The sequence below is a fragment of the Streptomyces sp. Je 1-79 genome (genome assembly GCF_025195125.1).
Taxonomy (GTDB): domain Bacteria; phylum Actinomycetota; class Actinomycetes; order Streptomycetales; family Streptomycetaceae; genus Streptomyces.
In genome coordinates, this window is record NZ_JAMGSL010000002.1 from 173,160 (window position 1) to 199,468 (window position 26,309).

Genomic DNA, 26,309 nt, shown 5'->3' on the forward strand with positions numbered 1-26,309 from the left:
GAGGCCGACATGAACGGCGGGGCCGCGTGAGAGCTCTCACGCGGCCCCGCCGTTCAGCTCGAACCACACGACCTTGCCCACGCCGTGCTTCTCCACGCCCCAGGAGTCGGCCAGGGCCTGGACCAGGACGAGCCCCCTGCCGCTCGTACCGTCGTCGGCGATCGGTGCCCGTGGCTCGGGGAGCCCGGCGACGAAGTCCCGCACCTCGACCCGGAGACCGTCCGGGACGACGGTCGCGGTGATCACGGCGCCGTGGTCGGTGTGGATCAGAGCGTTGGTGACGAGTTCGCTGGTGAGCAGCTCCGCGACGTCGGAGGCCCCCGGTCCGCCCCATGTCCGCAGCATCCTGCGCAACGCATGTCGTACCTCCGGCACCGCGGTGAGATCCGCGCATCCCACCTTTCTGAGCATCTGAGTCGGCTGTCGCGCCTCCCCGGCCATAACCCCCACCCACATGTCGGTACAGATCTCCTCGAACAGGCTCACGGGGATGCATGCCCCACCGCCCGGCCCGCATTCATGGCCGGGGGACGTTCCGTACGTTGGAGCGGGCCATCTGGAGCATGCGGCCGACGCCGCCGTCGAGGACGATCTTGCTCGCCGAGAGGGCGAAGCCGGAGACCATCTCGCGGCTGATCTTCGGGGGGATCGAGAGGGCGTTGGGGTCGGTCACGATGTCGACGAGGGCCGGCCCCTTGTGCTTGAAGGCGTCCTTCAGGGCGCCGGCGAGCTGTTTCGGCTTCTCGACGCGGACGCCGTACGCGCCGGCCGCGCGGGCGACGGCGGCGAAGTCGGGGTTGCGGTTGGTCGTGCCGTACGAGGGGAGGCCGGCGACCAGCATCTCCAGCTCGACCATGGAGAGCGAGGAGTTGTTGAACAGGACGATCTTCACCGGGAGGTCGTACTGGACCAGCGTCAGGAAGTCGCCCATCAGCATCGAGAACCCGCCGTCGCCGGACATCGAGATCACCTGACGCCCGCGGTCCGTGAACTGGGCGCCGATGGCCTGCGGCAGCGCGTTCGCCATCGAGCCGTGCGAGAAGGAGCCGATGATGCGGCGGCGCCCGTTGGGTGAGATGTAGCGCGCGGCCCAGACGTTGCACATTCCGGTGTCGACGGTGAACACGGCGTCGTCGTCGGCGAGTTCGTCGAGCACCGAGGCGACGTACTCGGGATGGATCGGGACGTGCTTCTCCACCTTGCGGGTGTACGCCTTGACGACGCCTTCGAGCGCGTCGGCGTGCTTCTTCAGCATCTTGTCGAGGAAGCGCCGGTCGGACTTGGCCCGCACCCGCGGGGTGAGGCAGCGCAGTGTCTCCCGGACGTCGCCCCAGACCGCCAGGTCGAGCTTGGAGCGGCGGCCGAGGCGTTCGGGCCGGACGTCCACCTGGACGATCTTGACGTCGTCCGGCAGGAAGGCGTTGTACGGGAAGTCCGTGCCGAGCAGGATCAGCAGGTCGCACTCGTGGGTGGCCTCGTAGGCCGCTCCGTAGCCGAGCAGCCCGCTCATCCCGACGTCGAACGGATTGTCGAACTGGATCCACTCCTTGCCGCGCAGCGCGTGGCCGACGGGGGACTTCACCCGCTCGGCGAACTGCATCACCTCCGCGTGCGCGCCGGCCGTGCCGCTGCCGCAGAACAGCGTCACCCGATCGGCCTCGTCGATCATCCGCGCCAGGGCCTCGATCTCGGCGTCACCCGGACGGACGGTGGGCCGTGAGGTGACGAGGGCCGTCTCCCACGCCTTCTCGGGGGCCGGCTCGGAGGCGATGTCGCCCGGCAGCGCGACGACGCTGACCCCGCTCTGCCCGATGGCGTGCTGAATGGCCGTCTGGAGCAGCCGTGGCATCTGCCGGGGGCTGGAGATCAGCTCGCTGTAGTGGCTGCACTCGGAGAAGAGCCGGTCGGGGTGGGTCTCCTGGAAGTAGCCGAGGCCGATCTCGCTGGAGGGGATCTGCGAGGCGAGCGCCAGGACCGGGGCCATCGAACGGTGTGCGTCGTAGAGGCCGTTGATCAGGTGGAGGTTGCCCGGGCCGCAGGAGCCGGCGCACGCCGCCAGACGGCCGGTGATCTGCGCCTCGGCTCCGGCGGCGAAGGCGGCGGCCTCCTCGTGCCGGACCTGGATCCAGTCGATGTCGGGGGTGCGGCGGATGGCGTCGACGACGGGATTCAGGCTGTCGCCGACGACTCCGTACAGCCGTTGGACGCCCGCCCGGACGAGGATGTCGACGAACTGTTCTGCGACGTTCTGCTTGGCCATGGATCCATCAACCCATGGGGTGGAGCGTTACGCCTCCCAGACGGCCACGCCCGTACGGTCGTCGGCGTACCCCTTCACCCGCAGCTGGGTGTCGGCGAGGAAGGCGGCGAGCCCGGGCGGCTCGGGGACCGCCCAGCGCGCCGCGAGCTCCCTGGCGAGGGCGGGCTCGCCACGCATGGGCTCGGCGAGGCCCTGCGAGGCGAGCAGGAGCGTGTCACCCGGGCGGGCGACGGAGGCGCGGAAGCGGAACGGTTCGGCGGGGGGCGCGGGGTCTCCCCCGCCGGAGGCCGGGAGAGGGTCCTCCGCGAAGGGGGCGCCCGGCGGCCCCGTGACGCTCAGTCTCATGGTGTGGCGGTCGCCCTCCGCCGTCTCGGACGGTGTCCCCGAGGCCGTCCCCGCAGGCGGCGAGCCGAAGCCGACGACAGGGGCGCCGGCGAGCGCGGCGGGCTCGGGGAGCAACGGTTCGATGTCCTGCCAGGCGCCGTCGCGGAGGCGGAAGAGGCCGCCCGGGCCGATCCCGAAGAAGACCCGGGTGCGGCAGGCGGGGTCGGCGGAGAGCAGCAGGCAGCGCAGCCCCGCCGTGTACTCCTCGGGGCCCACGCCCATCTCGGCGGCGCGGGCGCGCAGCTTGCCGTAGGTGCGGTCGGTGAGCCGGTGGAGCCCCGACTTCAGGTCGCCGCGGCGGCCGGACCTGATGTCCTCCGAGAGCCGGGCGTGGCTGCGGCCGACGGCCTCGCCGATCCAGTGGCAGGCGTCGGCGGCGGCGAGATGGGCGCCCTCGGCGGCGCGGGCGCCGCTCGCCACGGCGACGAGGACGAGCGCGGCCTCCTCCTGGCCGAACCGGGCGGTGAGCAGCGCGTCCCTGCGGGGTTCGCCGCGGTAGCGGGCGGAGTCGCCGCGCTGCGAGGCGGCGCGCAGGGTGTACGCGCCGTAGCGCGCGCCGTCGAGGACGGTGTCGGCGACCAGTTCGCCGAGGTCTCCGGGCCGGGCCACGGGCAGCGCGGTCGGCTCGGCCTCGTACGTGGGCGGCCGGTTGCCGATGTGGGCGGTACGGGGACGGGGCACCGGCGCGGGTCCCGCCTCCGGTGCGCTCGGCCCGGGAGCGGCGTCCTCGTCGGCGTCGGCCGCTGCGGCCGGCTCCGGGGCCGGTCCGGGGAACGACCGTGGTTCAGGGGCCGAGCCGGGGTCGTCGAGCGGCTCCCAGGGAGCCCGGGGCGGCAGCGCCGCCGTGCGCGTCGTGTCGCCCGTCGCCTGCGACGCGGAGTCGAAGCGGTCGTCGAGCGTGTCGCCCGTCGTGGCCGGTGCCGTGTCCGGCGCCGACTCGTCGTAGAGCTTGTCCCACCAGTTGTCCCCCTGCTGAGTCATGCCCTTATTGTCCACCGCGCGGGTGGCCGGAAAACGGGACATGACGAAAAAAGGGGTCCGCCGGGCGACCCCACCCCCCACGGGAAGGACGCCCGGCGGACCGGCGTGATCAGCGCACGTCGTAGGCGCGGACCACGGTCTGGGTGACGGAGTTGCCGTTGGCGTCCGTCAGTTCGGTCTTCAGAGTGACCGGCCTGCCGGCCGCGCCCGCGTGGTTCACGGTCGCGGTCCACACACCGTTCTGCTTGGAGACCTGCGCCTCTGTCCAGGTCGTACCGTCGTCGTAGGAGTACGAGAGCCTGGCCGAGGTGAGAGCGGCGGACTTGTAGCCCGCGTGACCCGTCGCGGTGAGGCCGATCTTCTGGCCGTCGGTCGCGGCGAGGGTCTTGAGTCCGTCCTCCGGAAGGGTGTACCGGGGGAAGAGAATCGGGATGCCTTGAGAGTAGACGCTCTCGTCGGCCTGGGAAGTGAATTCCCATACCGAGTTGACGGATGTGGAGCGGTTCCACACCTTGCTGCCGACCTTCATGGTGTTCTGTTCGAGCGTGTACGTGCCGCGCTCGGACGGGACTTCGAAGGCCCCGAACGGCCATCCGGTCTCTCCGAGCACCTCACCGTCCCTGCTCAGCCGGAGGTTGCCGAGGTCCCCGAAGGACCCGGGCTGGGCGTAGTGGGTGCTGTCGCCCCACATGGCGTCGGCGAAACCGATGAGGTTGCCCTGCCGCTCGGCGACGAGGACCGGTTTTCCCGCCGCGTCGAGCGGGGCGGTCGGGGCGATGACGCCGTCGTACCACCGCTCGGTGCGCTTCTCCCCGGCCTTGTAGGCGTGCTGGGCACCCATCATGAACTCGCCGAACGGGAAGCTGGAGGAGAGAACCGTCTCCCACCGGGTGTCCCCGGCCGTGTAGTACTCCGTCCGGGTGCCCGGCGCCGGGACCGCCTCGATCGCGCCGAAGTAGACCGCGGTGCCGTTCGGCCGGTAGGCGGCGGGGCTGTCGACGAAGTCTGCGGCGACGCCCATGGAGCCGTAGGTCGACTCGGTGCGGCCCAGCTGTCCGTCCCGGACCCGGTAGGTCTTGTCGTCGCGGATCGGACCGGTCTCCTGGAACCCCAGGTTGTAGAGGTACGGGCTCTTCGCCGTGGCCTTCCAGGAGAGGGTGACCTCGCCGGCCGAGAGCTTGGTCAGGAGCCCCGCGGCTTCGGCGGAGTCGACGGCGAGGACCGGGAGCCCCGGTCCCGCGAAGCCCGCGGTCGGGATCCAGCGGACGGGCGAGGTCCGGTGGACCAGGACCGCGACGGCGCCCGCGGCCTTGGCGTCCCGTGCGACGGTGGCCACGAGGCTGGAGGTGTCCGGGATGCGGACCAGGGCGACGCGGCCCTGGACGCCGGCGGCCTTCAGTTCCTCCGGGGTTCCGGTGCCTGCGTCGACGAGCCGGGCCGAGCCGGCGCCGTCGAGGTTGTCGGAGCCGAGGGAGGTCGAGTACGGGTGCAGGACGGTGCCGTCGCTCGTCTTCAGCTCGGAGACCTGCGGGGCGGCGGTGCGCCAGTAGCTGCCGAACTCGAAGTCGCCCTCGTCGGCGCGGCCTTCGACCGAGGCGTAGTAGCCGCGGATCGAGCGGGTGCCCGCGGCCGTGCCGGAGTGCAGCCAGATGTCGTCCCAGGAGCGGGAGAACGCCAGGGTGGTGCCGCGCTGTTCACCGGGCTTGTCGGTCTCCACCGACAGCCTGTGCGCCCTGCGGGCGTCGAGGACGACGGTGGTGTCCTTCTTCACCTCCACCTGCGGGCGGGCCAGGTAGCTGAGCGAGTCGTTCAGCGTGGCGCCCTCGCCGGTGTCGGCGGTGGTGACGAAGGAGGTGAGGAAGTAGCTGCCGGGCCGCACCTGGAAGACCTGGTCGGTGGCGCCCTCGTTGAAGCGGCGCTCGCCGCTGGCGTCGTCGGTGCCGATGAGGTCCACGGAGGACGCCCCGGCGGCGGGCTTGCCCTGACGGTCGATCAGCTTGACCCGCAGGGTGACCGTCTCGGGCTGGACGTAGAGCGAGAAGGGCGTCGAGACGTGGACGCCGCCGGGGGCGGTGGCCAGGACCCGGCCGGTGACGTCGCCGTACTGGGCGCGCTCCAGGTGGGCGGACGGGTCCAGTTGGAGCGGCACCTCGACGGTCGCGCCGGCCGGGACGGTGACCGTGCGCCTGCCGAGCCGGGCGACGGAGGACCGGACGCGCGAGCCGTCGTTGCCGGTGACCCTCTCGACGGCGAGCGTCAGGGTGACGGCCTTGCCGGAGGTGTTGGTGTACGGCACGGAGACCGAGGTCCGGTCGCTGCTGTCCTGGGGCCAGTTGAAGGTGCCGCCCTGGACGGCGTCGGCGCCGAGGACCGTCTGGTCGATCGCGGCCTTGACGTCCAGGCGGCCGCCGCCGACCTCGCGTACGTCGCCGGGGACGGAGCTCTCGGCGGAGGAGACGAGGGCGGCCTTGATCTGCTGGGCAGTCCAGTCGGGGTGGCGCTGCTTGACGATGGCGGCGGCGCCCGCGACGTGCGGGGTGGCCATCGACGTACCGGACATGGCCTGGTAGGCGTACACGCCCCGGCCGCCGGCCGCGGCGGCGGATATGCCGACGCCGGGGGCCGCGATCTCCGGCTTGAGGGTGTGGCCGAGGGTCGTCGGGCCACGGCTGGAGAAGGACGCGGTGGAGTCGTCGCGGTCGGTGGCTCCGACGGTGAGGACGCTCGGCGCGCAGCCGGGCGAGGAGACCGTGTTCAGCGAGGGGCCGGTGTTTCCGGCGGCGACGACGAACAACGTGCCCTCGTTCTGGGCGAGTTCCTCGGCGGCGATGCTCATCGGGTCGGTGCAGTCGGTCTCCGAGGGGTTGCCGAGGCTCATGGAGACGACGTCGGCGCCCTGGGCGACGGCCCACTCCATGCCCGCGATGATCCAGGAGGTGGCGCCGGAGCCGGAGTCGTTGAGGACCTTGCCGTTGAGGAGGTCGGCGCCGGGCGCGACGCCCTTCTTCCTGCCGTCGCTCGCCGCGCCGGAGCCGCCGACGGTGGAGATGGTGTGGGTGCCGTGGCCCTGGCGGTCGTCGGCGCTGTCGGAGTCGGTGAAGTTCTCCGAGGCGACGACCCGGCCCTTGAGGTCGGGGTGCTCGACGTCGGCGCCGGTGTCGAGGACGGCGACCTTGGTGCCCTTGCCGTCGTAGCCGGCGGCCCAGGCCTCGGGGGCGTGGACCTGCTGGGTCGAGCGCTCCAGGGTGGCCTGGACCTTGCGGTCGAGCCAGAGCTTCTTCAGGCCGGAGGCGGACCGGGCGGCGGGGGCGTTCACATCCGCCCAGAAGGCGGCGGCCTGCTTCTTGTCGGTCGTGAGGGCGACGCCGTCGACGGTCTTGAGGATCTGTCCGCGCCGGGCTCCGCGCGGGGCGGCGGGGACGGAGCGGGCGAGGTCGGAGCCGTAGACGGCGATCAGGGGCAGCGTCTGGGTGGCGGCGTCGTCGTAGCCCTGCCGGACCAGGCCGGTGACGTTGAAGAGCTCCTCGTCGACGCGGCCCGCGGCGAGGGCGGCGATGGCGCCCTCGGGGTAGACGTACAGGTCCTGGCCCGAGCGGCGGGTCTGGACGAGGGGCACCGTCCCGTCCTCGCGGGGCAGCGCGGCGGCGGCCGGGTTCCCGGCGGCGTCGCGGGTGACGAGGACCCGGTCACCCGTGACCAGCGTGACGGTGGCGGCCCGCTCCCCGGCGCGGGCCTGGGCCTCGCTGCCGACCAGCGGTCGACTGCCGGTCGTGTCGTCCTGCGGCGCGGCTGCCGTGGACGGCGCGACCGCGGTGACGGCCAGGACGGCGGCGGTCGCCGCCCCCAGGGCCGTACGCGAAATCGGGCGCATCGCTCTCCCCATCTGATTCCGGGCATAGGCAGGCAAAGGGCCCTGTGCCCGGAGGCTGTTGGTGCTGCGGTGCCGCCACATTGGCAGAGGTGAGGGTGGTGCAGGGATGATGTGCGCGGCGGGAATGCGTCGTGGCCGATTCCCGCCAGGGCACCAACGGAACGAATGCGTCCGGTGAACGTCCGGGGAATGTCCGGGACATCCCGGGACGTCCGGCGAGGGGTGGGGCAGCGATGCTGGGAGCGATAGGTCTCGACGAGCGGCAGGAGTCGGCGTACCGCGCGCTCGTCGCGCTGGGCGCGGCCGAGGTGACGGACCTCGCGCACCGGCTCGCCCTGCCCGAGACCGACACCGAGCGGGCGCTGCGGCGCCTGGAGTCGCAGGGGCTGGCCGCGCAGTCCTCGGCCCGGACCGGGCGGTGGGTCGCGGCGCCGCCGGGGGTGGCGCTGGGCGCGCTCCTCACCCAGCAGCGCCACGAGCTGGAGCAGGCGGAGCTGGCGGCGGCGCTGCTCGCCGAGGAGTACCGCGCGGAGGCGGCGGAGCCGGCCGTCCACGACCTGGTGGAGGTGGTGACCGGCGCGAGCGCCGTCACCCACCGGTTCCTCCAGCTCCAGCTGGGCGCGACCGACGAGGTCTGCGCGCTGGTGTCGGGCAAGCCGATCGCGGTCTCCGGGATGGACAACGACGCCGAGGAGCTGGCGGCCGGGCGGGGCGTGTCCTACCGGGTGGTCGTCGAGCGGGAGGTGCTGACCCTGCCGTCGGGGATCGTCGAGCTGTCGGCCGCGCTCGGCCGTGACGAGCAGATCCGCGTGGTGGACCGGGTCCCCACGAAGCTGGTGGTCGCGGACCGGGCCCTGGCGATGGTCCCGCTGACGGGCCGCGGGGCGGAGCCTGCCGCGCTCGTGGTGCACGCGAGCGGGCTCCTGGAGTCCCTGATGGGCCTCTTCGAGGCGGTCTGGCGCGACGCGCTGCCGCTGCGGCTCGGGGCGAGCGCGCAGGTCACGGAGACGGAGGCGCCGGGCCCCGACGTGACGGACCTGGAGATCCTCTCGCTGCTGCTGGCCGGCATGACGGACGCGAGCGTGGCCAAACAGCTCGATCTGGGCCTGCGCACGGTGCAGCGGCGGGTCAAGGGCCTGATGGAGCTCTCGGGCGTGACGACCCGGCTCCAGCTGGGCTGGCACGCGTACGAGAAGGGGTGGGTGGCTCGGCGGTAGGGGGGCCGGGGGCCCGGGCGGCGGGTCCGGTGGCGCGGCGAGGGGTCGACCCGGGGCGCGGGGCCGGTGGCGCGCCAGGGGGCGACACGGGGCGCGGGGGCGGCCGGTAGGGCGCCGGAGCCAGGGCCGGTAGGGCGCCGGGCGGTCGACCCGGATGGTGGAGCCAGGGCCGGTAGGGTGCCGGGCGGTCGAACCCGGATGGCGGAGCCGGACGGGCGGGTGGGCCCCCCGTACGTACCCTGCGACCTGCGGGGAGATCATGGGTCCTGCACGCTGGGCAGATGGGTGTGTGGCAGCTGTTGCTCGTCGCGATGGTGATGCTGCTCGGCCTGTTCGGGGTACTGGCTCCCGGCGTGCCGGGGCCCTGGCTGGTGTGGGCGGCCATGCTCTGGTGGTCGCTGCACGAGCAGAGCGGCCTCGCCTGGATCCTGCTGGTCGCCTCGACCGCACTGCTCCTGCTCACCCAGGTGGTGGTGTGGCTGCTGCCGCAGCGCCGGATCCGGGGCGTCGGCATCACGCGGCGGATGGTCACGTACGCGGGGGTGGGCGCGTTCCTGGGCTTCATCCTGATCCCCGTGGTCGGCGCCGTCCCCGGTTTCATCGGCGGGATCTACCTCTGCGAACGGCTCCGCCTGGGCGGTCACGGCCAGGCCAGGGCCTCCACGCGGAAGGTGATGCGGGCGGCGGGGACGAGCATCCTGGTGGAGATGTTCGCCTGCCTGCTGATCGTCGGCGCGTGGGCGGGGGCGGTGATCTGGGGCTGAGGTCGCCATGGGCCGTACGACAGCCGGGGCCTTCGCGAGCCCGTCGGGAACCCGTCCCGAACCCGTCGCGAACCTCATGAACCCTCACGAATCCTTTGGAAGATCGATCTGGTACTTGATGAAGCCGGTGTCGCGGGCGACCTTGTCGTAGAGATGGCGGGCGGTGGTGTTGGACGCCTGGGTGTTCCAGTAGACCCGGTCGCAGCCCTGCTCCCGCGCCCACTCCGCGACGGCCGCGATCAGGGCGCGCGCCACGCCCCGGCCGCGCGCCTCGGGGTCGGTGAACAGGTCCTGGAGATAGCAGACGTCCGGCCCCGAGGTGCTGGGGTGGACGAAGAAGTGGGTGAAGCCGACGAGACGCCCGTCGAGCCTGGCTGCCCGCGCGTGCAGCCGCGTGCCGTCCTGGAAGGCCTGCCAGGCGCGCTCGTACATGGCGTCGGGCTCGCTGCGGCCGTAGAAGTCGATGTAGGCGCGGAAGAGACGCTCCCAGGCGTCGCGGTCGTCGGGTCCGAGCAGGTCTGTGTCGATCATGGGGTCATTGTGCCGGTAGGGGCACGAGCGCCCGGTACCGGTGTGCGTACGACCGCCAGGGCCGCCAGGCGTCGGACTCCGGGCGCGCCTCCGGGTCGGCCTGCGGGTCCACGTCGGGGTCGCCGAGGGCCCGCATACGGATCACGGCGGCGTGGACGGCGGTGACACCGGGGACGGCGCGCAGGGCGCGCTCGGCCTCGTCGCGGTCGGCGCCGGGGTCGAGGCGTACGGCACCGTCGGCGAGCGCGGCGGCGAGCGGGCCCGCCTGGGGGTGGGCGGTGAGCGCGGCGGGTTCGGGGAAGAGGCGGGTCAGGGTGGAGCAGGCGTTGTCCAGGGGCGTGCCGTGGGTCTGGACGAGCCGCGCCGCCTCGTCCGGGCCGACCACGGTCCGGAGCGCGAACTCCTCCGGTTCGGCCGCACCCGGCGACCGCAGGCCGGGGCGGGCGGCGACCCGGCCGGCGAGGGCGGGGTCGGCGCCGAGGCGCTCGGCGACGGCGTACGGATCGGCGTCCAGGTCGAGGAGGCGGCGCAGCCGCTGGACGGCGGTGGTCAGGTCGCGCAGGTCGGTGAGGTGGATCCGGGCGTCGAGCCAGGGCCCGGCGGCGCGCTCGTCGACGGAGACGATGCCGATGCCGTACGGGAGGCGGAGCGTACGGCGGTAGGTGCGGGCGCCGGGGCCGGGGCCGGAGAGCACCTCCTCGACGCCGGGCACGGCCTCGGCGGAGAGCAGGTCGAAGACCTCGCGGGCGGCGTACGGGCCCCGGTGGGCGAGCCGCAGCGGCACCCCGGCGGCGAGTGCGGTACGGGGCCCCGCGCCGGTGCCGGACTCGGCGCGCAGTTCGGTGGGGGTACGGGCGTAGATGCGGCGGATCGTGTCGTTGAACTGGCGCACGCTGGCGAAGCCGGAGGCGAAGGCGATCTCGGTGACCGGCAGCCCGGTGGTCTGCAGGAGCAGCCGGGCGGTGTGCGCGCGCTGGGCGCGGGCGAGGGCGACGGGGCCGGCGCCGAGTTCGGCGGTGAGCTGTCGCTGCACCTGGCGGGGGCTGTAGCCGAGGCGTCCGGCGAGGCCGGGGACGCCCTCGCGGTCGACGACGCCGTCACCGATCATCCGCATGGCGCGCCCGACGATGTCGGCACGGACGTTCCACTCGGCGGAACCGGGCACGGCGTCCGGCCGGCACCGCCGGCAGGCGCGGAAGCCGTGGCCCTGGGCGGCGGCCGCGGTCGGGAAGAACGTGACGTTCTTCCGCTTGGGCGTGACGGCGGGGCAGCTGGGGCGGCAGTAGATCCCGGTCGTCTCGACGGCGAAGAAGAACGCACCGTCGAACCGCGCGTCCCGACTGCTGACCGCCTGGTACCGCGTGTCCTCGCCGCTCTCCGGCCTGGTTCCCTGATGCCTCACGCCCTCCAGTGTGCGGGACCCGACGCCCCCCGCCTGGCGGTTTTCGGACACGACGCTGCCGGGGGCCGGCGGCGGGCCCGGCCAGGCGCCGCCGCCGTGCGCCCGGCGGGTGGCTCGGCCGGGTGGCTCAGCCGGGCGGCTCGGGCGGGTGGCTCGGGCGGGCGGCCGCCCGGTCCGGCGGACCCGGCGGACCCGGCCGGGCGGGCTCTTGCCCGCCCGGCCGATCGTGCGCGGGTCCGGCTACCGGCCCGCGTGCCGGGTGCGGGCGCCGCGCCGGCTCGCCCCGGGCGGCCGCCGGGTCCGGCGAGCCGGGCGGCGCCGCCGTGCGACGCCCGGGCGGCTCCCCCCGGGCGCCCGCTCGGACCGAGGGGCTCTGCTCGCCCCGGGCGGCCGACCGGCCCGACGGACCCGGCGGACCCGGCGGACCCGGCGGGCCCGGGGGCTGGGCGGGCGGTCGGCTCGGCCCGGGCGGCTCCGGGCCGCCGGCCCGGCCGGCCGCTCGTGTGCCGGGCCGGCTAGCGGTCCGCGTGGCGGGTGCGGGGGCCGCGTTTGGCCTCCAGTGCCGCGCGGCCCTCCGCGCCCTTGCGCTTCCAGTCCTTGAGCATCTCGGCCCGCATGCGGGCGTCCGTCTTGGCGACGATGCGCTGGTTCTCGCGCAGGAGCTTGCGGTAGCTCTCCAGCCGGCGGACCGAGAGCGTGCCGTCGTCCACCGCGGCTGTCACGGCGCAGCCGGGCTCCGCCTCGTGGGCGCAGTCGTGGAAGCGGCACTCCTCGGCGAGGCCCTCGATCTCCGAGAAGACCTGGCCGACGCCGGCCTCGGCGTCCCAGAGCCCGACCCCGCGCAGCCCCGGGGTGTCGATGAGGACACCGCCCCCGGGCATCACGAGCAGGTTGCGCGTGGTCGTGGTGTGACGGCCCTTGCCGTCCACGTCACGGGCGGCCTGGACGGTCATGACGTCCTCGCCGAGGAGCGTGTTGGCGAGCGTGGACTTGCCGGCGCCGGAGACGCCGAGCAGCACACTGGTGCCGCCCGCCACGACCGCCCCGAGCACGTCGAGCCCCTCGCCGGTGGTGGAACTGACGGGAATCACCTGCACGCCGGGCGCCGCGCTCTGCACGTCCTCGACGAGGTACGAGAGGCCGACCGGGTCGGGCACGAGGTCGGCCTTGCTGAGTACGACGAGCGGCTGGGCACCGGACTCCCAGGCGAGGGCGAGGAAGCGCTCGACGCGGCCGAGGTCCAGCTCGACGGCGAGCGAGACGGTGATGATCGCGTGGTCGACGTTGGCGGCGAGGATCTGGCCCTCGGAACGCTTGGACGACGTGGACCGCGCGAACGCCGTCCGGCGCGGGAGGAGCGCCCGTACGTAGCGGGGATCGCCGGTCGGGTCGACCGCGGCCCAGTCGCCCGTGCAGACGACCTTCAGCGGGTCGCGGGGCACGACGAACTCGGTGTCGGCCCGCAGGGTGCCGATCGGGGTGACCAGGTCGCACTGACCGCGGTCGACCCGCAGGACCCGGCCGGGCAGAAGCCCCTGCTCGGCGTACGGAGCGAACTCCGCTTCCCAGCCTTCATCCCAGCCGTGGGCGGCGAGGACGTGCTGAGCATCAGAAGTGGAAGACGTGTTGAGCGAAGCGTTGAACAAGGGGAACCCTTCGAAGGGCGGCCCCGGCGGCGCGCTAGGCGCGCGGAAGTCAAGTGGGTTGTCAGCCGGAGACCACAGGGGTGGAAACGATGAACTCCTGAATGCGGGCAGCGCCCGTCACCATGACAGTCATCAATGTCCTCACCTCCTGCTTCTTCTCAACGAACCAACGAACCAACGAACCGAGACCGCGCCCCCCGGCAACGACACACAGCCGCGCCTGGGAACGAGCAGAACCATAGCCCCACCCCACGGCAGGGCACCACCTGATTAAAGCCAGGGCTTCACCTGAACGCCCCCGACAGCCGGCGGAAGGCTGACGGGCCGGAAACCGTTCGCGGCCCTGGGCGAACGCTCCTAGCCTGCGTCAGGTGATGACTGCTGAAGACGTGTTGTCCGTCCTGGCTCTCCTACGGCGAGCGAAGGCGGACGTCTGGATCGGTGGAGGATGGGGGATCGACGCACTGGTCGGCGAGCAGACGCGAGACCATCGGGACCTGGACCTGATGCACCGGCAGGACCAGGAGGACGTCGTGGTGGCGGCGCTCCATGAGGCCGGTTTCGTGGAGACCCTGGACTGGAGGCCCATCCGATTCGTCGTGACGGCACCGGACGGGCGAGAGATCGACCTCCACCCGCTGGTCTTCGCAGATGACGGCTCAGCAGTGCAGGCGTCACCCGAACCCGAGCGTCCCTTCGCCTACCCGACCTCGTGCTTCGTGACGGGCACCCTCCTTGGGACGTCAGTCCCGTGCTTGTCTGCCGAACAGCAGGTCCACTTCCACCAGGGCTACGAGCCCTCGGAACGTGATCGTCACGACATGGACCGACTCCGCCGCGTCTTCGGCATCGCAACGCACTTCTGATCACGACGCCCGGAGGGTGTCCAGTACCGCGAGCTGCTCCGTGAGGCGGTCGGCGGACCAGGTGTCGAGCCAGGACGCGAAGTCTCCGCCGTAGGCGCGGGGAGCGGCCTCCACGCGCATGACGAGGGCGAGGTAGACACGGTAGAGGGCGAGCCGTACGCGGGCGCCGGTGTCGACGGTCAGGCCGGGTGTGACGGAGCGGTACCCGGCCATGAGGTCGGCGTCGTCCTCGGCCGCACCGAGGGGGTCGAGCCCGACGAGTTCGGCCAGGGGGTCGCCGAAGAAGGCGCGTTCGCCGTCGATGAGGCCGGCCAGAGACCATGAGCCGTCGACGTCCCGGGCCAGGACGATGTTGCCTTCCCAGGCGTCGAAGTGGACGAGCGCGGGACGACGGACCTCCGCGAGCCGGTGGCCGAACCGCACGGGCAGTCCGGCGAACTCGGCGGCCGGGGCAGGCAGGGTGACGCCGAACCGGCCGGCGTCGGCGAGGACGGCACGCAGCATGCCGGTGAAGGCGGAGGGCCAGTCGGGGGTGGAAAGGCCGGCGGCGCTCTGCGGGTATCCGTACGCCGGGCCGGTGACGGTGGCGACCCGGGCCAGGCACTCGCCCAGCCGGCGGCGCAGCACGGTGCGGTCGGCTGGGGTGAGCCAGTCGCGGGCGGCGTCCCATGTGGCGCCGTCGAGGTAGGAGAGAAGCAGCCACTCGGCGGGCGCGCCACGGCCGGAGGGCTGGTGGTGGAGGACGGTGGGCGCCTGGACACCCGCTCCGGCGGCGAGACGGTGGAAGAGCGCCTCGGTGCCGAGGAGCCCCTGCTCGTGAGCGAGAGCGGGAGCGCTCGCTAGGGGCGCGGTCTTGAGTATCAGACGCCGTCCGTCGGTGAGTTCGAGCAGGCGGACGGAGTTGTAGAGGCCCCCGCTGAGGGCGGTGTCACGGGCGACCGTGACCGCGCCGAGGACGGGACGCAGCCGCTCGGCGGTGAGTTCGTCGGCGTCGCCGGGTTCCGAGGGAGACGACGGGGCGGTCGTGGTGGCCATGGGCGGCTCCTGCCGGGGGGAACCTGGGCGGGGAGTCGGAGCGGTGTAGCGCACGGCAGGCCCCGCCGGGCGCTCCGCCGTGTGCGCTGGTGGAGCCCGGTGGCCGGTCCCCGCCCGTACCGTAGGCGTGACCGCCTCCTGCGGGAGAGTGCTGCGGCCTCGGCCTCCGGAAGGGCCCCAGGAGGGCAGCCTTCCGGAGGCTCGTCACGGGTTTCCGATCAGTCGGTGGTCGTCGCCCGGTGGGCGCGGATGATGTCCGCGTACCGTCGGCCGCTCGTCTTCACGGTCCGCTTCTGGGTCGCGTAGTCGACGTGGACGAGGCCGAAGCGCTTGTCGTAGCCGTAGGCCCATTCGAAGTTGTCGAGCAGGGACCAGGCGTAGTACCCGGCGAGCGGGGCGCCCTTGCGGAGGGCGCGGGCGCAGGCGGCCAGGTGCTGTTCCAGGTAGCGGGTGCGCTCGGGGTCGTGGACCGCGCCGTCGGGGCCGACGGTGTCGGGGAAGGCCGAGCCGTTCTCGGTGACGTACAGCTCGCGTACTCCGTAGTCGTCGGTGAGGCGCAGCAGGAAGGCCTCCAGGCCGCCGGCGTCGATCTGCCAGTCCATGCCCGTGCGGGGGACGTCGGGGAGACGGACCTCGCGGGCGTGCGGGACGGGGCCCGCGGGGTCGTCGGCGACGGTCACCGGGAAGTAGTAGTTGAGGCCGTGCCAGTCGAGCGGGGCCGCGATGGTCTCCATGTCACCGGCCTGCTCGGGCAGTTCGACGCCGTACAGCTCGCGCATGTCGGCGGGGAAGCCGCGGCCGTACACCGGGTCGAGCCACCAGCGGTTGGTGTGGCCGTCCATGCGGGCGGCGGCCGCGATGTCCTCGGGCCGTGTGGAGGCGGGGGCGACGGTGGAGTGGTTGGTGACGAGGCCGACGCGCGCGCCGGGGGCGGCGGCGCGGATGGCCTGGGTGGCGAGTCCGTGGCCGAGCAGCAGGTGGTACGAGGCGCGGACGGCGGCCGTCAGGTCGGTGAATCCGGGGGCCATGCGGCCTTCCAGGTGGCCGATCCAGCCCGAGCAGAGGGGTTCGTTGAGGGTGGTCCACTGGGTGACGCGGTCGCCGAGGCGCTCGGCGACGACGGAGGCGTACGCGGCGAGGTGTTCGGCGGTGGCCCGCTCGGTCCAGCCGCCGCGGCTGTCCTGGACCCGGTCCTGGAGGGCCTGCGGCAGGTCCCAGTGGTAGAGGGTGACGGACGGGGCGATGCCCGCGTCGAGGAGGGCGTCGACGAGCCGGTCGTAGAAGTCGAGTCCGGCGGCGTTGACCGGCCCGTCGCCGCCGGGGACGACGCGCGGCCAGGCGAGGGAGAGGCGGTACGCGTCGGTGCCGAGGCCCTTCATCAGGGCGAGGTCCTCGGGCCAGCGGTGGTAGTGGTCGCAGGCGGTGTCGCCGTTGTCGCCGTTGTCGATCGCGCCGGGGGTACGGGAGAAGGTGTCCCAGATGGAGGGGGCGCGGCCGTCCTCGGCGACGGCGCCCTCGATCTGGTAGGCGGACGTCGCCGTGCCCCAGGCGAAGGACGGAGGGAAAGCCTCCAGATCGAGCGGCTGGGAGTCGGTGGATTCGGACACGGAGAACCCCTTCGTGGTCGGTGTGGAGAAGGTCGTCACTTGACCGCGCCTGCGGTGAGGCCGGCGACGAGATAGCGCTGGAGGAGCAGGAAGCCGACGACGACGGGGACGCTCACCACGAGGGAGGCGGCCATCACTTGGTTCCAGTAGACGTCGTTCAGGGTGGCGTACCCCTGGAGCCCGACGGCGAGGGTGCGCGTGGTGTCGTTGGTCATGACGGAGGCGAAGAGGACCTCGCCCCAGGCCGTCATGAAGGCGTAGATCGCGACGGCGACGATGCCGGGCATCGCGGCCGGGATGATCACCCGGAACAGCGCCCTGATCGGCCCGCAGCCGTCGACCTTGGCGGCCTCGTCGAGTTCGCGCGGGATCGAGTCGAAGTAGCCGGTCAGCATCCAGATGGAGAACGGCAGCGAGAAGGTCAGATAGGTGAGGATCAGACCCTCGCGCGAGCCGAAGAGCGCGATGCCGGTGGCGTTGCCGAGGTTGACGTAGATGAGGAAAAGCGGCAGCAGGAAGAGGATGCCGGGGAACATCTGCGTCGAGAGGACCGTCACCGTGAAGACCCGCTTGCCGCGGAAGGAGTAGCGGCTGACGGCGTACGCGGCGAAGATCGCGACGGCCACCGAGAACACCGTGGCCGCGCCGGCGACGACGATCGAGTTCACGAAGTAGTCGGCGAGCGGGACCGTCTCCCAGATGTCGAAGTAGGGGCGGATCGTGAGCCCGGAGGGGATCCACTGGAACTTCCCCGAGACGTCCTCGAGGGGCTTGAGGGAGCTGGAGATCATCACGTACACCGGCAGCAGCACGAAGGTGGTGAGCACGGTGAGGAAGATCCGCCGGGTCCACAGGAACGAGCGGGGTGCCGCCATGGGCGACCGTGGAGCCGTGCGCCGGGCTGCGTGCTCAGACATCGGAGGTCTTCCTTCCGCGGGTGGTGAGCAGGAGGTAGACGCCCGTGACGACGAGGAGGAAGAGCAGCAGCAGGACGGACATGGCCGAGCCGGTGCCGAAGTTCCACGTCTGGAAGGACGACTGGTAGATGTGGAGGGAGATCAGGTCCGCGGCTTCGGGTGCGGCCTTGCCGAAGAGCACGAACGGCGTGTTGAAGTCGTTGAACGTCCAGAGGAAGAGGACGAGCACGAGGACCTGGTTGACGGAGCGCAGGGACGGCAGGGTGATGTGCCGGATCTGCTTCCACACGCCGGCCCCGTCGAGGGCGGCCGCCTCGTACATGTCCCGGGGGATGTTCTGCAGTCCCGCCATGACGGTGAGGAAGGCGAACGGCCAGCCCTTCCACACGGAGACGGTCAGCAGGGCCCAGAAGCTGTTGTCGCCGATGAGCCAGAAGGCGGGGCTGTCGCCGATGCCCAACTGGTCGTGCAGGACGTGGTTGATGATGCCGTTGTCCCGCTGGAACATGAACGCCCAGGTGATGACGGCGGCGTAGACGGGCAGCGCGTACGGGACGAGGAACAGGGTCCTGAGGAAACCGCGGCCTCGGAAGTTCTCCTGGAGGAAGACCGCGGCGGCCGTCCCCAGGAGCCAGCACAGGCCCACGGACAGGACGGTGAACATGCACGTGGTCAGGAACGACTTGAGGAGCGCCTGGCCCACGGGGGCGTCGAAGTCGATCGCGACGGTGTAGTTGTCCAGCCCCGACCAGGGCGCCTCGGACCAGTTCCGGATGTAGAACTGGGTGAGCTCGCGGAAGCTCATGGTGATGCCCATGAGCATCGGGACGAGGTGGACGAGGAGTTCAAGGAGCAGGGCGGGCAGGAGCAGGAGGTACGGCAGTGCGATGCGGCGCCGCCCGGAGCGGCGCGGGGGGCGCGCCTCTCCGGGTGTGGCCTTGCGCACCGCCGGCTCGGTCGGGTGAGCGACGGCGGTTTCGGTCATGGCGGGGCGGCCTACTTCTTGGGCATCTGCTGCTGGGCCTTTTCGAGCTTGGCCTTCACCGACTCCGTGGTGACCGGCCGGCCGGCGGCGGCCTCGGCGAACAGTTCCTTGACCGCGGTGCCGACGACCGTCTCGAACTGCGACTCCTCCGGGACCTGCGGCAGGGCGGCGGCGCTGGTGGCGAGGGTGTCGCGGAGGACCGTCAGGGCCGGGGTGCTGAAGGCGGGGTCCTGCTGGGCGCTCTTGACCGGGGGGATGGAGCCGTAGGCCTGGTTGAGGGTCTTCTGCTCCTCGTCGCTGGTCATGAACTTCACGAACTTCAGCGCGCCGTCGATGTTCTTGGTGTTCTTGAAGACGGCCATGTTGATGCCGGCGACCATGGAGTTGGTCTGCTGGCCCGCTCCGGGCCTGCCGGCCGGGACCGGGGCGGGGGCGACGCCCCACTCGTCGTCGTCCATGCCCTGCGCCTTGAACGTGGCAGAGGCGGTCTGCCACAGGACCATGGCGGTCTTGTCCTTGGCGAAGTCGCTGAGGGACTGGTTCTGGGAGTACTCGGCGTTGCCGGGGGCGACGATCTTGTGCGTGGCCATGAGGTCGACGTACTGCTTGACGGCGGCCACCGCGCTGTCGGAGGTGAAGTCGGCCTTGCCGTCGGCGGTGAAGAAGTCGGCTCCGTGCTGCTTTCCGAGGACGAAGACCTGGTGGATGTTGTTGGAGAGGTTGGAGCCCTCGACCCCGATCCCCCACTTGCCGTCCTTGCTCAGGCGCTTGCCGGTGGCGGCCAGCTCGTCCCAGGTCGCCGGCGGCTTCTCGATGCCGGCGTCCTTGAACATCTTCTTGTTGTAGTAGAGCGCGTAGGCCATCGAGTACAGCGGGACGGCGGCCGGGTCCTGGGCCTGGACGCCGGTGGAGCCGAGGGCGGACTCGACGAAGCGGTCCTCGCCGCCGATGGCCTCGAAGTTCTTCGCGTCCCAGGGCAGCAGGGCGCCGGTGGACTGGAGGGAGGCGCTCCAGGTGTTGCCTATGTTGAGGACGTCGGGGCCCTGGCCGGAGGTGGTCGCGGTGAGGATCCGGTTGAGCAGGTCCGACCAGGGCACGACCTCCAGCTTGACCTTGATGCCGGTCTGCTTCTCGAACTTGTCGAGCTCGGGCTGGAGGACCTTCTTGTCGACCTCGATGCTGGCGCCCTGGTTGGACGCCCAGTAGGTGAGGGTCTTGGGCTGCTCGTTGGACCCGGATCCGCCGGCGGAACCGCCGCCGCAGGCAGCCGCCGTGAGGACGAGGGAGAGGGTGACGGCACCGACAGCCGCGACTCTGATTCTGCGCATGGGTCCACGAGTCCTTATCAGGGATGGCGAAAGCCGAGGGAGATGAGGGAGCTGCGTCCCGCAGGAGACCTGATCGGCCTCTCGGCTTAATTTAGGATGTGAGTTAATCCTCGGGGGAAGGTCGCGTCAAGAGGTGCCGCACCGGTATGTTGCGCCGTAGGACCTAGGGAAGTGGGTGTCCGGTGAGAGTGCGCAGCGGTCGTACCGTGCGTGACCTGCGGAGGGAGAGCCGCACGGCGGTTTTGCAACGGTTGTATTTCGACGGGCCTCTGAGCCGCCTCGCACTCGGGCCGGCCACGGGCCTCAGCTCGGGGTCTGTCAGCAACGTGGTCGCGGAACTGGTCGCGGACGGCCTGGTGGAGGAGGCCGGCAGCGTGGACTCCGCCGGCGGCCGGCCCCGCACGCTCCTGCGCATCCGCCAGGACAGTGCCTACATGATCGGCGTCGACGTCGGTGAGACGCGGGTCCGGGTCGAACTCTTCGATCTGGCCCTCACCGAGCTCGCGCGCGTCGAGAAGCCTCTCGCCGCCAACGGGCCGCGAAGAGAGGACCGTTACGACGTCGCCGTCGTCGTCGCGCACGTGCGTGCCGGCATCGAGGAGGTCGTCCGACAGGCAGGGGTCGGGCCCGAGAAGCTACTGGGCGTGGGCGTGGGAGTCCCCGGTATCGTCGCCAGGACACCGGAGGACGGCGCTGTGGTGCACGGGCAGACGGTCCGCTGGGACGCCGTGCCTCTGGAACGGTTGTTGCGCGAGTCGGTACCGCTGCCGCAGTCGGTGCCGTACTTCATCGACAACGGGGCCAAGACGCTCGGTCAGGCCGAGATGTGGTTCGGTGCCGGACGCGGAGCCGGCAGCGCCGTCGTGGTGCTCTTCGGGTCCGGGGTCGGCGCGTGTGTCGTCAGCGACGACCCGCGCTCCGCCCGGGCCATCGAATGGGGACATCTGAAAGTACGCGTCCGCGGGCGCCGCTGCCGCTGCGGAGCCCAGGGCTGCCTGGAGGCCTACGCCGGAGCGGAAGCGCTCCTGGAGCGCTGGCGGGAAGCCGGCGGCGGTCCTCCGGACGGCGCGGACGAGGAGACTGCTCTGACGGCGCTTCTCGCCGCCGCCTACCCGCCCGACCCGGGGGTGCAGGCCGATACGACCGCACTGGCCGTCCTGGAGGAGACCGCCGAGTACCTGGGCGCCGGATTCGCCGACCTGATCAACCTCTTCCAGCCCGAGCGGATCCTCGTCGGAGGATGGGCGGGCCTTCAGCTCGGTGCCCGGTTCCTCGACAGCGTCACGGAGTACGCCGCCCTCTACGCCCTTTCCTACCCCGCCTCCCGCGTGAGCGTCGAACTCGGCACCCTCGGGCCGGACGCCGTCACGGTCGGCGCCGCGATCCTGCCGCTCGCCGACTTCTTCGCCCAGGGAGGTCGCCGGGAGCCGCCGGAGATCGAGGAGACGGCGCCGGCGTGGAAGACCTCGCTCCGTCAACGGGCGGCACATTGAAGGTGCTGTCCGCCCGGCGCGCAGGGCCGGCGGGCCGGATCGCGGCGCTCCCCCGGTCGGTCCAGACCCAGCACGCCGTCCGGTGCGGGACGGATTCTCCGGCCCTGGTGATCGAACACGTACAGCTGTGCCAGCCGCTACGGTCGAGCCGGGCGAGTTCCTGGTCCTGCCCGTTCCCTCAGGCCGACTCACGCACGACGAGTTCGGGGTCGAAAAGCACGCGCGCAGGCCCGCGCCCAGCCCCTTGAAGATGGCCCGCCAGCAATTCCGCCATCGCGGCGGCCATCTTCTCGACCGGCTGACGCACGGTTGTCAGTGGCGGCCGGCAGGTGACCGCGACGGTGGAGTCGTCGAAACCGACGACGGCCACGTCGGCGGGTACGCGTCGCCCCTGCTCGCGCAGGACCTGACAGGCTCCCTGGGCCATCAGATCGTTGGCCACGAAAACGCCGTCGGTCTCGGGGTGGCTGTCCAGCAGACGGATCATGGCTGCGGCACCGCTGTCGAGGGTGAAGTTGCCCTCGACCACCGGCGCGGGGTCCTGACCCGCATGAGCGAGGGCGTCACGGAATCCGGCGAGTCTGTCACGACCGGCCGGCAGATCCTGCGGCGCGCTGATCGCCGCCGGGTGCAGGCACCCGCGAGCCAGGAGGTGTTCGGCGGCCAGCCGCCCGCCCTGGTAATGGTCCATGTCCACGTAGCTCACCGGCAACGGGTGGGGCGGCCGGGCGAAGAGCACGGTCGGCACCCGGGCGTCGACGAGCATCCGAGGCAGAGGGTCGTCGGCTTGGATGGACACGACGAGGGCGCCGTCCGCGCTTCCCTGACGGAGGTAGTCGACCACCTGTTCCCTGGCGGCGTCCGATTCCGCGAACATCAGCACCGGGTGCATGGCTCGTCCCCGGAGGTACGTCACGGCGCCGCTGACGATGCGGCCGAAGAACGGGTCGGCGAAGACACGGGCGGCGAAGCCGTCCCCCGCACCGGAGACCAACAGGGCCACCGTCTCCGCGCGTCGCGTCACAAGGGACCTCGCCGCGCCGTTCGGGGTGTATCCGGTGGCCTGGATGGCCTGGCGGACCAGATCCTGGATCCCGGGGTCCACATTGCGGACCCCGTTCACGACACGCGACACCGTCGCCCGGGAGACGCCTGCTTCCCGTGCGACGTCCTCCAAGGTCGGCCCCCGCTTGTTCACTCCAGCACTGTAACGCGCCGTTTTCCCCGCTCACACAGCACGCTCTCGGGCCCTCAGGCAGGGCCCGGCCGGACGGCCGGTGTCACTCCGCGATCAGCGGCGCCTCCCATTCCATGGCTCCCGCCGAGCGTCCCACCATGATCCTGAACGGTCCGGATTCCGTGAGCCACGTTCTCTCCGCGGGAGACCAGTGCCGCAGCGCCCGTGGCCCCACGGTCACCTCGGCTGTCGCCGTTCGATCCGCGTCGGCGTGGACCGCCGCATAGCCGGCAAGCCACCGCGCGGGGCGCTCCACGGTGGAGCCCGGCCGGGCCATGTAGACCTGGACGACCTCACGCCCCGCGCGCTTTCCGGTGTTACGCAGCGTCACCCGTACGGTGAACGGGTCTCCGATCCTGATCTGCGCCGGTGCGTCCACGTGCTCGTACTCCCAGGTGGTGTAGCCCAGGCCGTGCCCGAACCAGTAGGCGGGCTCGCGTGCTGCGCGGAGCCAGGCGCGGTACCCGATGTGCAGGCCCTCCGCATAGTCGAGCCGGCCGTCGACGGGCCGGGTGCGTGTGACGGGCGCGTCGGAGAGGGAGGCCGCCCAGGTCGTGGGAAGCCTGCCGCCCGGCTCGCTGCGGCCGAAGAGGATGTCGGCCAGGCCGGCGCCGGCCTCCTGGCCGGGGAACCAGGCGAGCAGCAGTGCGCCCACCTCGCTGCGCCAGGGCAGTTCGACCGGGCCTCCGCTGTTGACCACCGCGACGGTTCGGGGGTTGGCCGCGGCGACCGCGCGTACGAGGCCGTCCTGAAGGCGGCCGAGGGACAGGTCCGTGCGGTCGTACCCCTCCGTCTCGCTGTGCTCCGTCGTGCCGACGACGACGATCACGGCGTCCGCGCCACGGGCCGCGTCCACGGCCTCGGCGAGGGCGGCCGCCGGGTCGCGCTCCGGCGGTGCGGCGGCGACGACGGTGGCGCGGCCGGTGCCGGAGGCGAGTTCGCGACGTGCCACGAGGAGAACGGGGCACTTGCTGTCCAGCTGCGCCTGCGCGGTGTGCAGGGGTGGGGTGACGTGCACGATCGCCGGGTCATCGGTTTCGCAGGGGTAGGTTCCGTCGAGGACGGCGCGCCCGTCGATGCTGAGCGACATCCTGCCGAAGCCGCCCATGCCGAAGGTCCACGTGCCGGTGGTCTCGGGCCGGAGCAGCGCGCTGATCTCCACCGTGTGCGCGCCGGGAACCTCCTCAGGTTCGAGCTGCCTGCCCGACAGGCGCCGCTCCGCATACAGTTCGCGTCCTTCGGCGTCCAGGCAACGCAGCAGTACACCGGGCTCCCCCGACCTCGGATCCGTGCACCGATCGGTGTCCAGCGGCGGCGGGGGCACATTCAAGGTGGGGCCCGGGGCGTACACCACACGGCTTCGTCCGCGCAGTTGTGCGCGGATGCCGTCGAGCGGTGTGACGACCGCCGAGGGGAACACGCCGGCGCTGCCACCGCCCTGGACACGGGGTGCTGCGGCGTGTTCGCCGATGACCGCCACCGTCGACAGGGTGCCGGCATCGAACGGCAGGATGTCCGCGTTGCGTGCCAGGACCGTTCCGGCCGCGACCGCACGGCGCAGCAGCGACCGGGCCTCTCCGGTCCGCAGCTTCGGACGCCGGCGCCGGTGCTCGTCGAACGCGCCGACGCGGGCTGCGAGCCGGAGCAGGCTGCGCACCTTGTCGTCGATGACCGTCGGGGGGACGCGGCCGTCACTCACGGCTTGGACGAGCTCTGCGGCCCAGGGGCTCCTGGGCCCCGGCATCGCCAGGTCGAGCGCCGCCCGGGCCGTCTCCTCGGTGGTACGGACGGCGGCCCAGTCCGAGACGACGGCCCCGTCGAAACCCCATTCGCCCTTGAGCGGTTCGGACAGGAGGGGGTGCGCCGTCATCGTCGTGCCCTCGACGCTGTTGTAACCGGCCATGACCAGCCAGACGCCGGCTTCCACAGCTGCTTCGAAGGGGGCGAGGTACACCTCGCGCAGGGCCCGTTCGGAGACGCGGACGTCGGCGCGGAGCCTGTCGGTCTCGGAGTCGTTGGCGACGAAGTGTTTGGCCGTGGCAGCTACTCCGTGGTCCTGGATCCCTCTGATCAGGGCCGCTCCGGTACGGGCGGTCAGCTCGGGGTCCTCCGAGAAGCACTCGAAGTGGCGCCCTCCCAGGGGGCTGCGGTGCAGGTTCAGATTGGGCGCGAGCACGATGTCGACGCCTTTGAGGACGGCTTCCGAGGCGAGCAGTCCTCCCAGGTCCGTCAGGAGCCGCTCGTCCCATGCCGCGCCGAGGGCCGAGGCGGAGGGAAGCAGAGCGGAGGCGCGCCGCTCGTCCCATGCCTCTCCTCGCACACCCGCCGGGCCGTCGGAGCAGACCATCTCCCTGAGGCCGATCTCCTCCTCGGCGGCCGTCCTCCAGGTCGTGGAGCCGGTGAGGAGGCGGACCTTCTGCTCCGGACTCAGCTTCTCGACCAACCGGTCCAGCATGTCCTCACGCATTGCCACTCCTTGCTCTCTCCGGGAGAACACGCTCTCCCTGTGCTTGCCCGTCGCCCCGGCCCGGCGAAAGGCCGTGCGGAAAGGGCAGGCAGATCGAGGGCCCGGCCGCCCCCGGGATGAGCGGGGGCGGCCGGGCTTCGGCGGATCCGTCGGCCCGGTCAGGGCAGGCGGTGGTCCGCGTTCAGCGCGGCACCGCGTTCGGGGCGGTACAGGTCGAAGCCTCGTGTGTCGCACTGCAGGCCGCCGACGATGCAGTGGTCGACGAGGGCCTTGAGGGTGCGCTCCTCCCACGCGTTGAAGAAGTCGTAGTGGAAGGAGTAGCCGCGGCCACTGGCCAGGCGGACCTGGCTCATGTCGCCGTTGACCGGCCACGCCATCTTGAACTCGATCATCGGCAGGGCGACCGGGTGGGAGGCCGGGCACATGTTGTCGTTGGTGCCGGGCTTGACCACCGGGTAAGCCATGTGGCTCTTGTGGTCGGGGGTGTCGAGGTACAGGCCGTTCCAGCAACTGGGGGCCTGCATGCGCAGATTGAGCTGTACGTCGGGCCGGCTCGGACAGCTCGCCGGGATGTCGGTGTTGAAGAAGCTGTCACCGCACTCCCAGCCCTCGACGAAGCCCTTGTGGTTACGGAACTCCTGGGCGCTCTGCATCGGGTTGCCGACGACGAACCGCAGACCCTTGGGGAAGGGCCGCACGCTCCGGTAGTCGGTGACGCCCGCCTTGTAGTAGATGACCTGGGGGCCCACGGGCAGGATCTTCTGGTCGCCCTTGTAGAGCGAGGGCATCCAGTACGCGGAGGAGTCCGCGGGCGCCTTGCAGGTGGTGTTGCCTCCGTAGAGCGAGCCGGTGGTGCTGGCGGCGTTGGTGGAGGTGTTGCCCATGAACGTGTGGTCGTGGGACTTGCCGAACTGGCCCGGGTAGACGATCGGGTCGTCGGGCGCGGTGTGGGTGACGGAGCAGCCGGCCTGGAACTCGTGATGGTAGGCCGGAGGCGGGGTGGCCGTGGACGGTGTCACACCGGTGACCTGGGGCACGGCCGGGATGTAGCCGTCTCCGTCGGCGTCGTCGCCAGAGGCCTGGGTGGACGCGGCCATGATGTGTCCGCTGTGAGCGTTGGCCGCGACGACGGCGGGCGAGGTGCCGCTGTCCGTGCCCGCGGCGGAGGCGATGGTACCGACGCCGAGGACGCCGGCGATGAGGGCCGTGCCGACGAGGAGTACGGAGAGCCGCTTCGGACTCGATCTCATGGGGATCTCCTGCCCATGGGGGTGGTTTCGCGTGAGCGCGAAGGCGCCACGCGACTGGCGTGATGGGT

The 26,309-nt window shown here is 71.9% G+C and carries 19 protein-coding genes; 4 read left to right on the plus strand and 15 right to left on the minus strand.

Annotated elements, in window-relative coordinates; all coding sequences use genetic code 11:
• Positions 1–36 precede the first annotated feature (36 nt).
• The 4 genes from M5362_RS03785 to M5362_RS03800 form a co-directional block, all read right to left on the minus strand.
• Positions 37–456, minus strand: a complete 420-nt coding sequence (locus M5362_RS03785) for an ATP-binding protein (protein ID WP_260225848.1) — start codon at positions 454–456, stop codon at positions 37–39.
• Positions 457–517: 61 nt separating this feature from the next.
• Positions 518–2,260 (minus strand): pyruvate dehydrogenase, encoded by a 1,743-nt coding sequence (locus tag M5362_RS03790; RefSeq protein ID WP_260225849.1) that lies wholly within the window; start codon positions 2,258–2,260, stop codon positions 518–520.
• A 27-nt stretch (positions 2,261–2,287) separates the two neighbouring features.
• Complete coding sequence (locus M5362_RS03795) at positions 2,288–3,625, minus strand: protein phosphatase 2C domain-containing protein (protein ID WP_260225850.1); 1,338 nt, start codon at positions 3,623–3,625, stop codon at positions 2,288–2,290.
• A gap of 109 nt (positions 3,626–3,734) precedes the next feature.
• Positions 3,735–7,496, minus strand: a complete 3,762-nt coding sequence (locus M5362_RS03800; protein WP_260225851.1) for a S8 family serine peptidase — start codon at positions 7,494–7,496, stop codon at positions 3,735–3,737.
• 233 nt (positions 7,497–7,729) lie between these two features.
• Here M5362_RS03800 and M5362_RS03805 point away from each other — a divergent pair, with 233 nt between their 5' ends.
• Entirely contained in the window at positions 7,730–8,713 is a 984-nt protein-coding gene (locus M5362_RS03805; RefSeq protein WP_260225852.1) for a helix-turn-helix domain-containing protein, read from the plus strand.
• A 281-nt stretch (positions 8,714–8,994) separates the two neighbouring features.
• Positions 8,995–9,477: a DUF456 domain-containing protein gene (locus tag M5362_RS03810; RefSeq protein WP_260225853.1), complete on the plus strand. Its 483-nt coding sequence runs from the start codon at positions 8,995–8,997 to the stop codon at positions 9,475–9,477.
• Positions 9,478–9,561: 84 nt separating this feature from the next.
• On the opposite strand, the gene M5362_RS03815 is transcribed toward M5362_RS03810, so the two are convergent.
• The 3 genes from M5362_RS03815 to rsgA all read right to left on the minus strand — a co-directional run bounded on the left by M5362_RS03815 (position 9,562) and on the right by rsgA (position 13,056).
• A complete protein-coding gene (locus tag M5362_RS03815; protein ID WP_260225854.1) occupies positions 9,562–10,008 on the minus strand; it encodes a GNAT family N-acetyltransferase in 447 nt (148 codons plus the stop codon).
• Between the two features lie 4 nt (positions 10,009–10,012).
• Entirely contained in the window at positions 10,013–11,410 is a 1,398-nt protein-coding gene (locus M5362_RS03820; protein WP_260225855.1) for a DNA-3-methyladenine glycosylase 2 family protein, read from the minus strand.
• Between the two features lie 515 nt (positions 11,411–11,925).
• Complete coding sequence (gene rsgA, locus M5362_RS03825) at positions 11,926–13,056, minus strand: ribosome small subunit-dependent GTPase A (RefSeq protein ID WP_260225856.1); 1,131 nt, start codon at positions 13,054–13,056, stop codon at positions 11,926–11,928.
• A 374-nt stretch (positions 13,057–13,430) separates the two neighbouring features.
• Between rsgA and M5362_RS03830 the strand changes: the two genes are divergently transcribed.
• Positions 13,431–13,922: a nucleotidyltransferase domain-containing protein gene (locus M5362_RS03830; protein ID WP_260225857.1), complete on the plus strand. Its 492-nt coding sequence runs from the start codon at positions 13,431–13,433 to the stop codon at positions 13,920–13,922.
• Here M5362_RS03830 and M5362_RS03835 read toward each other — a convergent pair whose 3' ends face one another.
• The 5 genes from M5362_RS03835 to M5362_RS03855 all read right to left on the minus strand — a co-directional run bounded on the left by M5362_RS03835 (position 13,923) and on the right by M5362_RS03855 (position 19,794).
• On the minus strand, positions 13,923–14,957 hold the full coding sequence (locus tag M5362_RS03835) for a phosphotransferase family protein (protein WP_260225858.1): 1,035 nt from the start codon (positions 14,955–14,957) through the stop codon (positions 13,923–13,925).
• Positions 14,958–15,175: 218 nt separating this feature from the next.
• Complete coding sequence (locus M5362_RS03840; protein WP_260225859.1) at positions 15,176–16,564, minus strand: GH1 family beta-glucosidase; 1,389 nt, start codon at positions 16,562–16,564, stop codon at positions 15,176–15,178.
• Positions 16,565–16,599: 35 nt separating this feature from the next.
• A complete protein-coding gene (locus M5362_RS03845) occupies positions 16,600–17,439 on the minus strand; it encodes a carbohydrate ABC transporter permease (RefSeq protein WP_260226159.1) in 840 nt (279 codons plus the stop codon).
• A gap of 34 nt (positions 17,440–17,473) precedes the next feature.
• Positions 17,474–18,466, minus strand: coding sequence for a carbohydrate ABC transporter permease (locus tag M5362_RS03850; protein ID WP_260225860.1), 993 nt, complete (start codon positions 18,464–18,466; stop codon positions 17,474–17,476).
• Positions 18,467–18,477: 11 nt separating this feature from the next.
• On the minus strand, positions 18,478–19,794 hold the full coding sequence (locus M5362_RS03855; RefSeq protein ID WP_260225861.1) for an extracellular solute-binding protein: 1,317 nt from the start codon (positions 19,792–19,794) through the stop codon (positions 18,478–18,480).
• A 182-nt stretch (positions 19,795–19,976) separates the two neighbouring features.
• Between M5362_RS03855 and M5362_RS03860 the strand changes: the two genes are divergently transcribed.
• Positions 19,977–21,287 carry an ROK family protein gene (locus M5362_RS03860; protein ID WP_260225862.1) on the plus strand — a complete coding sequence of 437 codons (1,311 nt, stop codon included), beginning with the start codon at positions 19,977–19,979 and terminating at the stop codon, positions 21,285–21,287.
• Between the two features lie 178 nt (positions 21,288–21,465).
• Here M5362_RS03860 and M5362_RS03865 read toward each other — a convergent pair whose 3' ends face one another.
• From M5362_RS03865 to M5362_RS03875, 3 genes are all read right to left on the minus strand, one after another.
• On the minus strand, positions 21,466–22,485 hold the full coding sequence (locus M5362_RS03865; protein WP_260225863.1) for a LacI family DNA-binding transcriptional regulator: 1,020 nt from the start codon (positions 22,483–22,485) through the stop codon (positions 21,466–21,468).
• A gap of 82 nt (positions 22,486–22,567) precedes the next feature.
• Positions 22,568–24,991, minus strand: coding sequence for a glycoside hydrolase family 3 protein (locus tag M5362_RS03870; protein ID WP_260225864.1), 2,424 nt, complete (start codon positions 24,989–24,991; stop codon positions 22,568–22,570).
• A gap of 158 nt (positions 24,992–25,149) precedes the next feature.
• Positions 25,150–26,241, minus strand: a complete 1,092-nt coding sequence (locus M5362_RS03875; protein WP_260225865.1) for a DUF1996 domain-containing protein — start codon at positions 26,239–26,241, stop codon at positions 25,150–25,152.
• Between the last annotated feature and the right edge of the window lie 68 nt (positions 26,242–26,309).

Coding starts and splice junctions, on each gene's coding strand:
- M5362_RS03785 (WP_260225848.1), bottom strand. CDS start 456: ATGTGGGTGGGGGTTATGGCCGGGGAGGCGCGACAGCCGACTCAGATG.
- M5362_RS03790 (WP_260225849.1), bottom strand. CDS start 2,260: ATGGCCAAGCAGAACGTCGCAGAACAGTTCGTCGACATCCTCGTCCGG.
- M5362_RS03795 (WP_260225850.1), bottom strand. CDS start 3,625: ATGACTCAGCAGGGGGACAACTGGTGGGACAAGCTCTACGACGAGTCG.
- M5362_RS03800 (WP_260225851.1), bottom strand. CDS start 7,496: ATGCGCCCGATTTCGCGTACGGCCCTGGGGGCGGCGACCGCCGCCGTC.
- M5362_RS03805 (WP_260225852.1), top strand. CDS start 7,730: ATGCTGGGAGCGATAGGTCTCGACGAGCGGCAGGAGTCGGCGTACCGC.
- M5362_RS03810 (WP_260225853.1), top strand. CDS start 8,995: ATGGGTGTGTGGCAGCTGTTGCTCGTCGCGATGGTGATGCTGCTCGGC.
- M5362_RS03815 (WP_260225854.1), bottom strand. CDS start 10,008: ATGATCGACACAGACCTGCTCGGACCCGACGACCGCGACGCCTGGGAG.
- M5362_RS03830 (WP_260225857.1), top strand. CDS start 13,431: ATGACTGCTGAAGACGTGTTGTCCGTCCTGGCTCTCCTACGGCGAGCG.
- M5362_RS03835 (WP_260225858.1), bottom strand. CDS start 14,957: ATGGCCACCACGACCGCCCCGTCGTCTCCCTCGGAACCCGGCGACGCC.
- M5362_RS03845 (WP_260226159.1), bottom strand. CDS start 17,439: ATGGCGGCACCCCGCTCGTTCCTGTGGACCCGGCGGATCTTCCTCACC.
- M5362_RS03850 (WP_260225860.1), bottom strand. CDS start 18,466: ATGACCGAAACCGCCGTCGCTCACCCGACCGAGCCGGCGGTGCGCAAG.
- M5362_RS03855 (WP_260225861.1), bottom strand. CDS start 19,794: ATGCGCAGAATCAGAGTCGCGGCTGTCGGTGCCGTCACCCTCTCCCTC.
- M5362_RS03870 (WP_260225864.1), bottom strand. CDS start 24,991: ATGCGTGAGGACATGCTGGACCGGTTGGTCGAGAAGCTGAGTCCGGAG.
- M5362_RS03875 (WP_260225865.1), bottom strand. CDS start 26,241: ATGAGATCGAGTCCGAAGCGGCTCTCCGTACTCCTCGTCGGCACGGCC.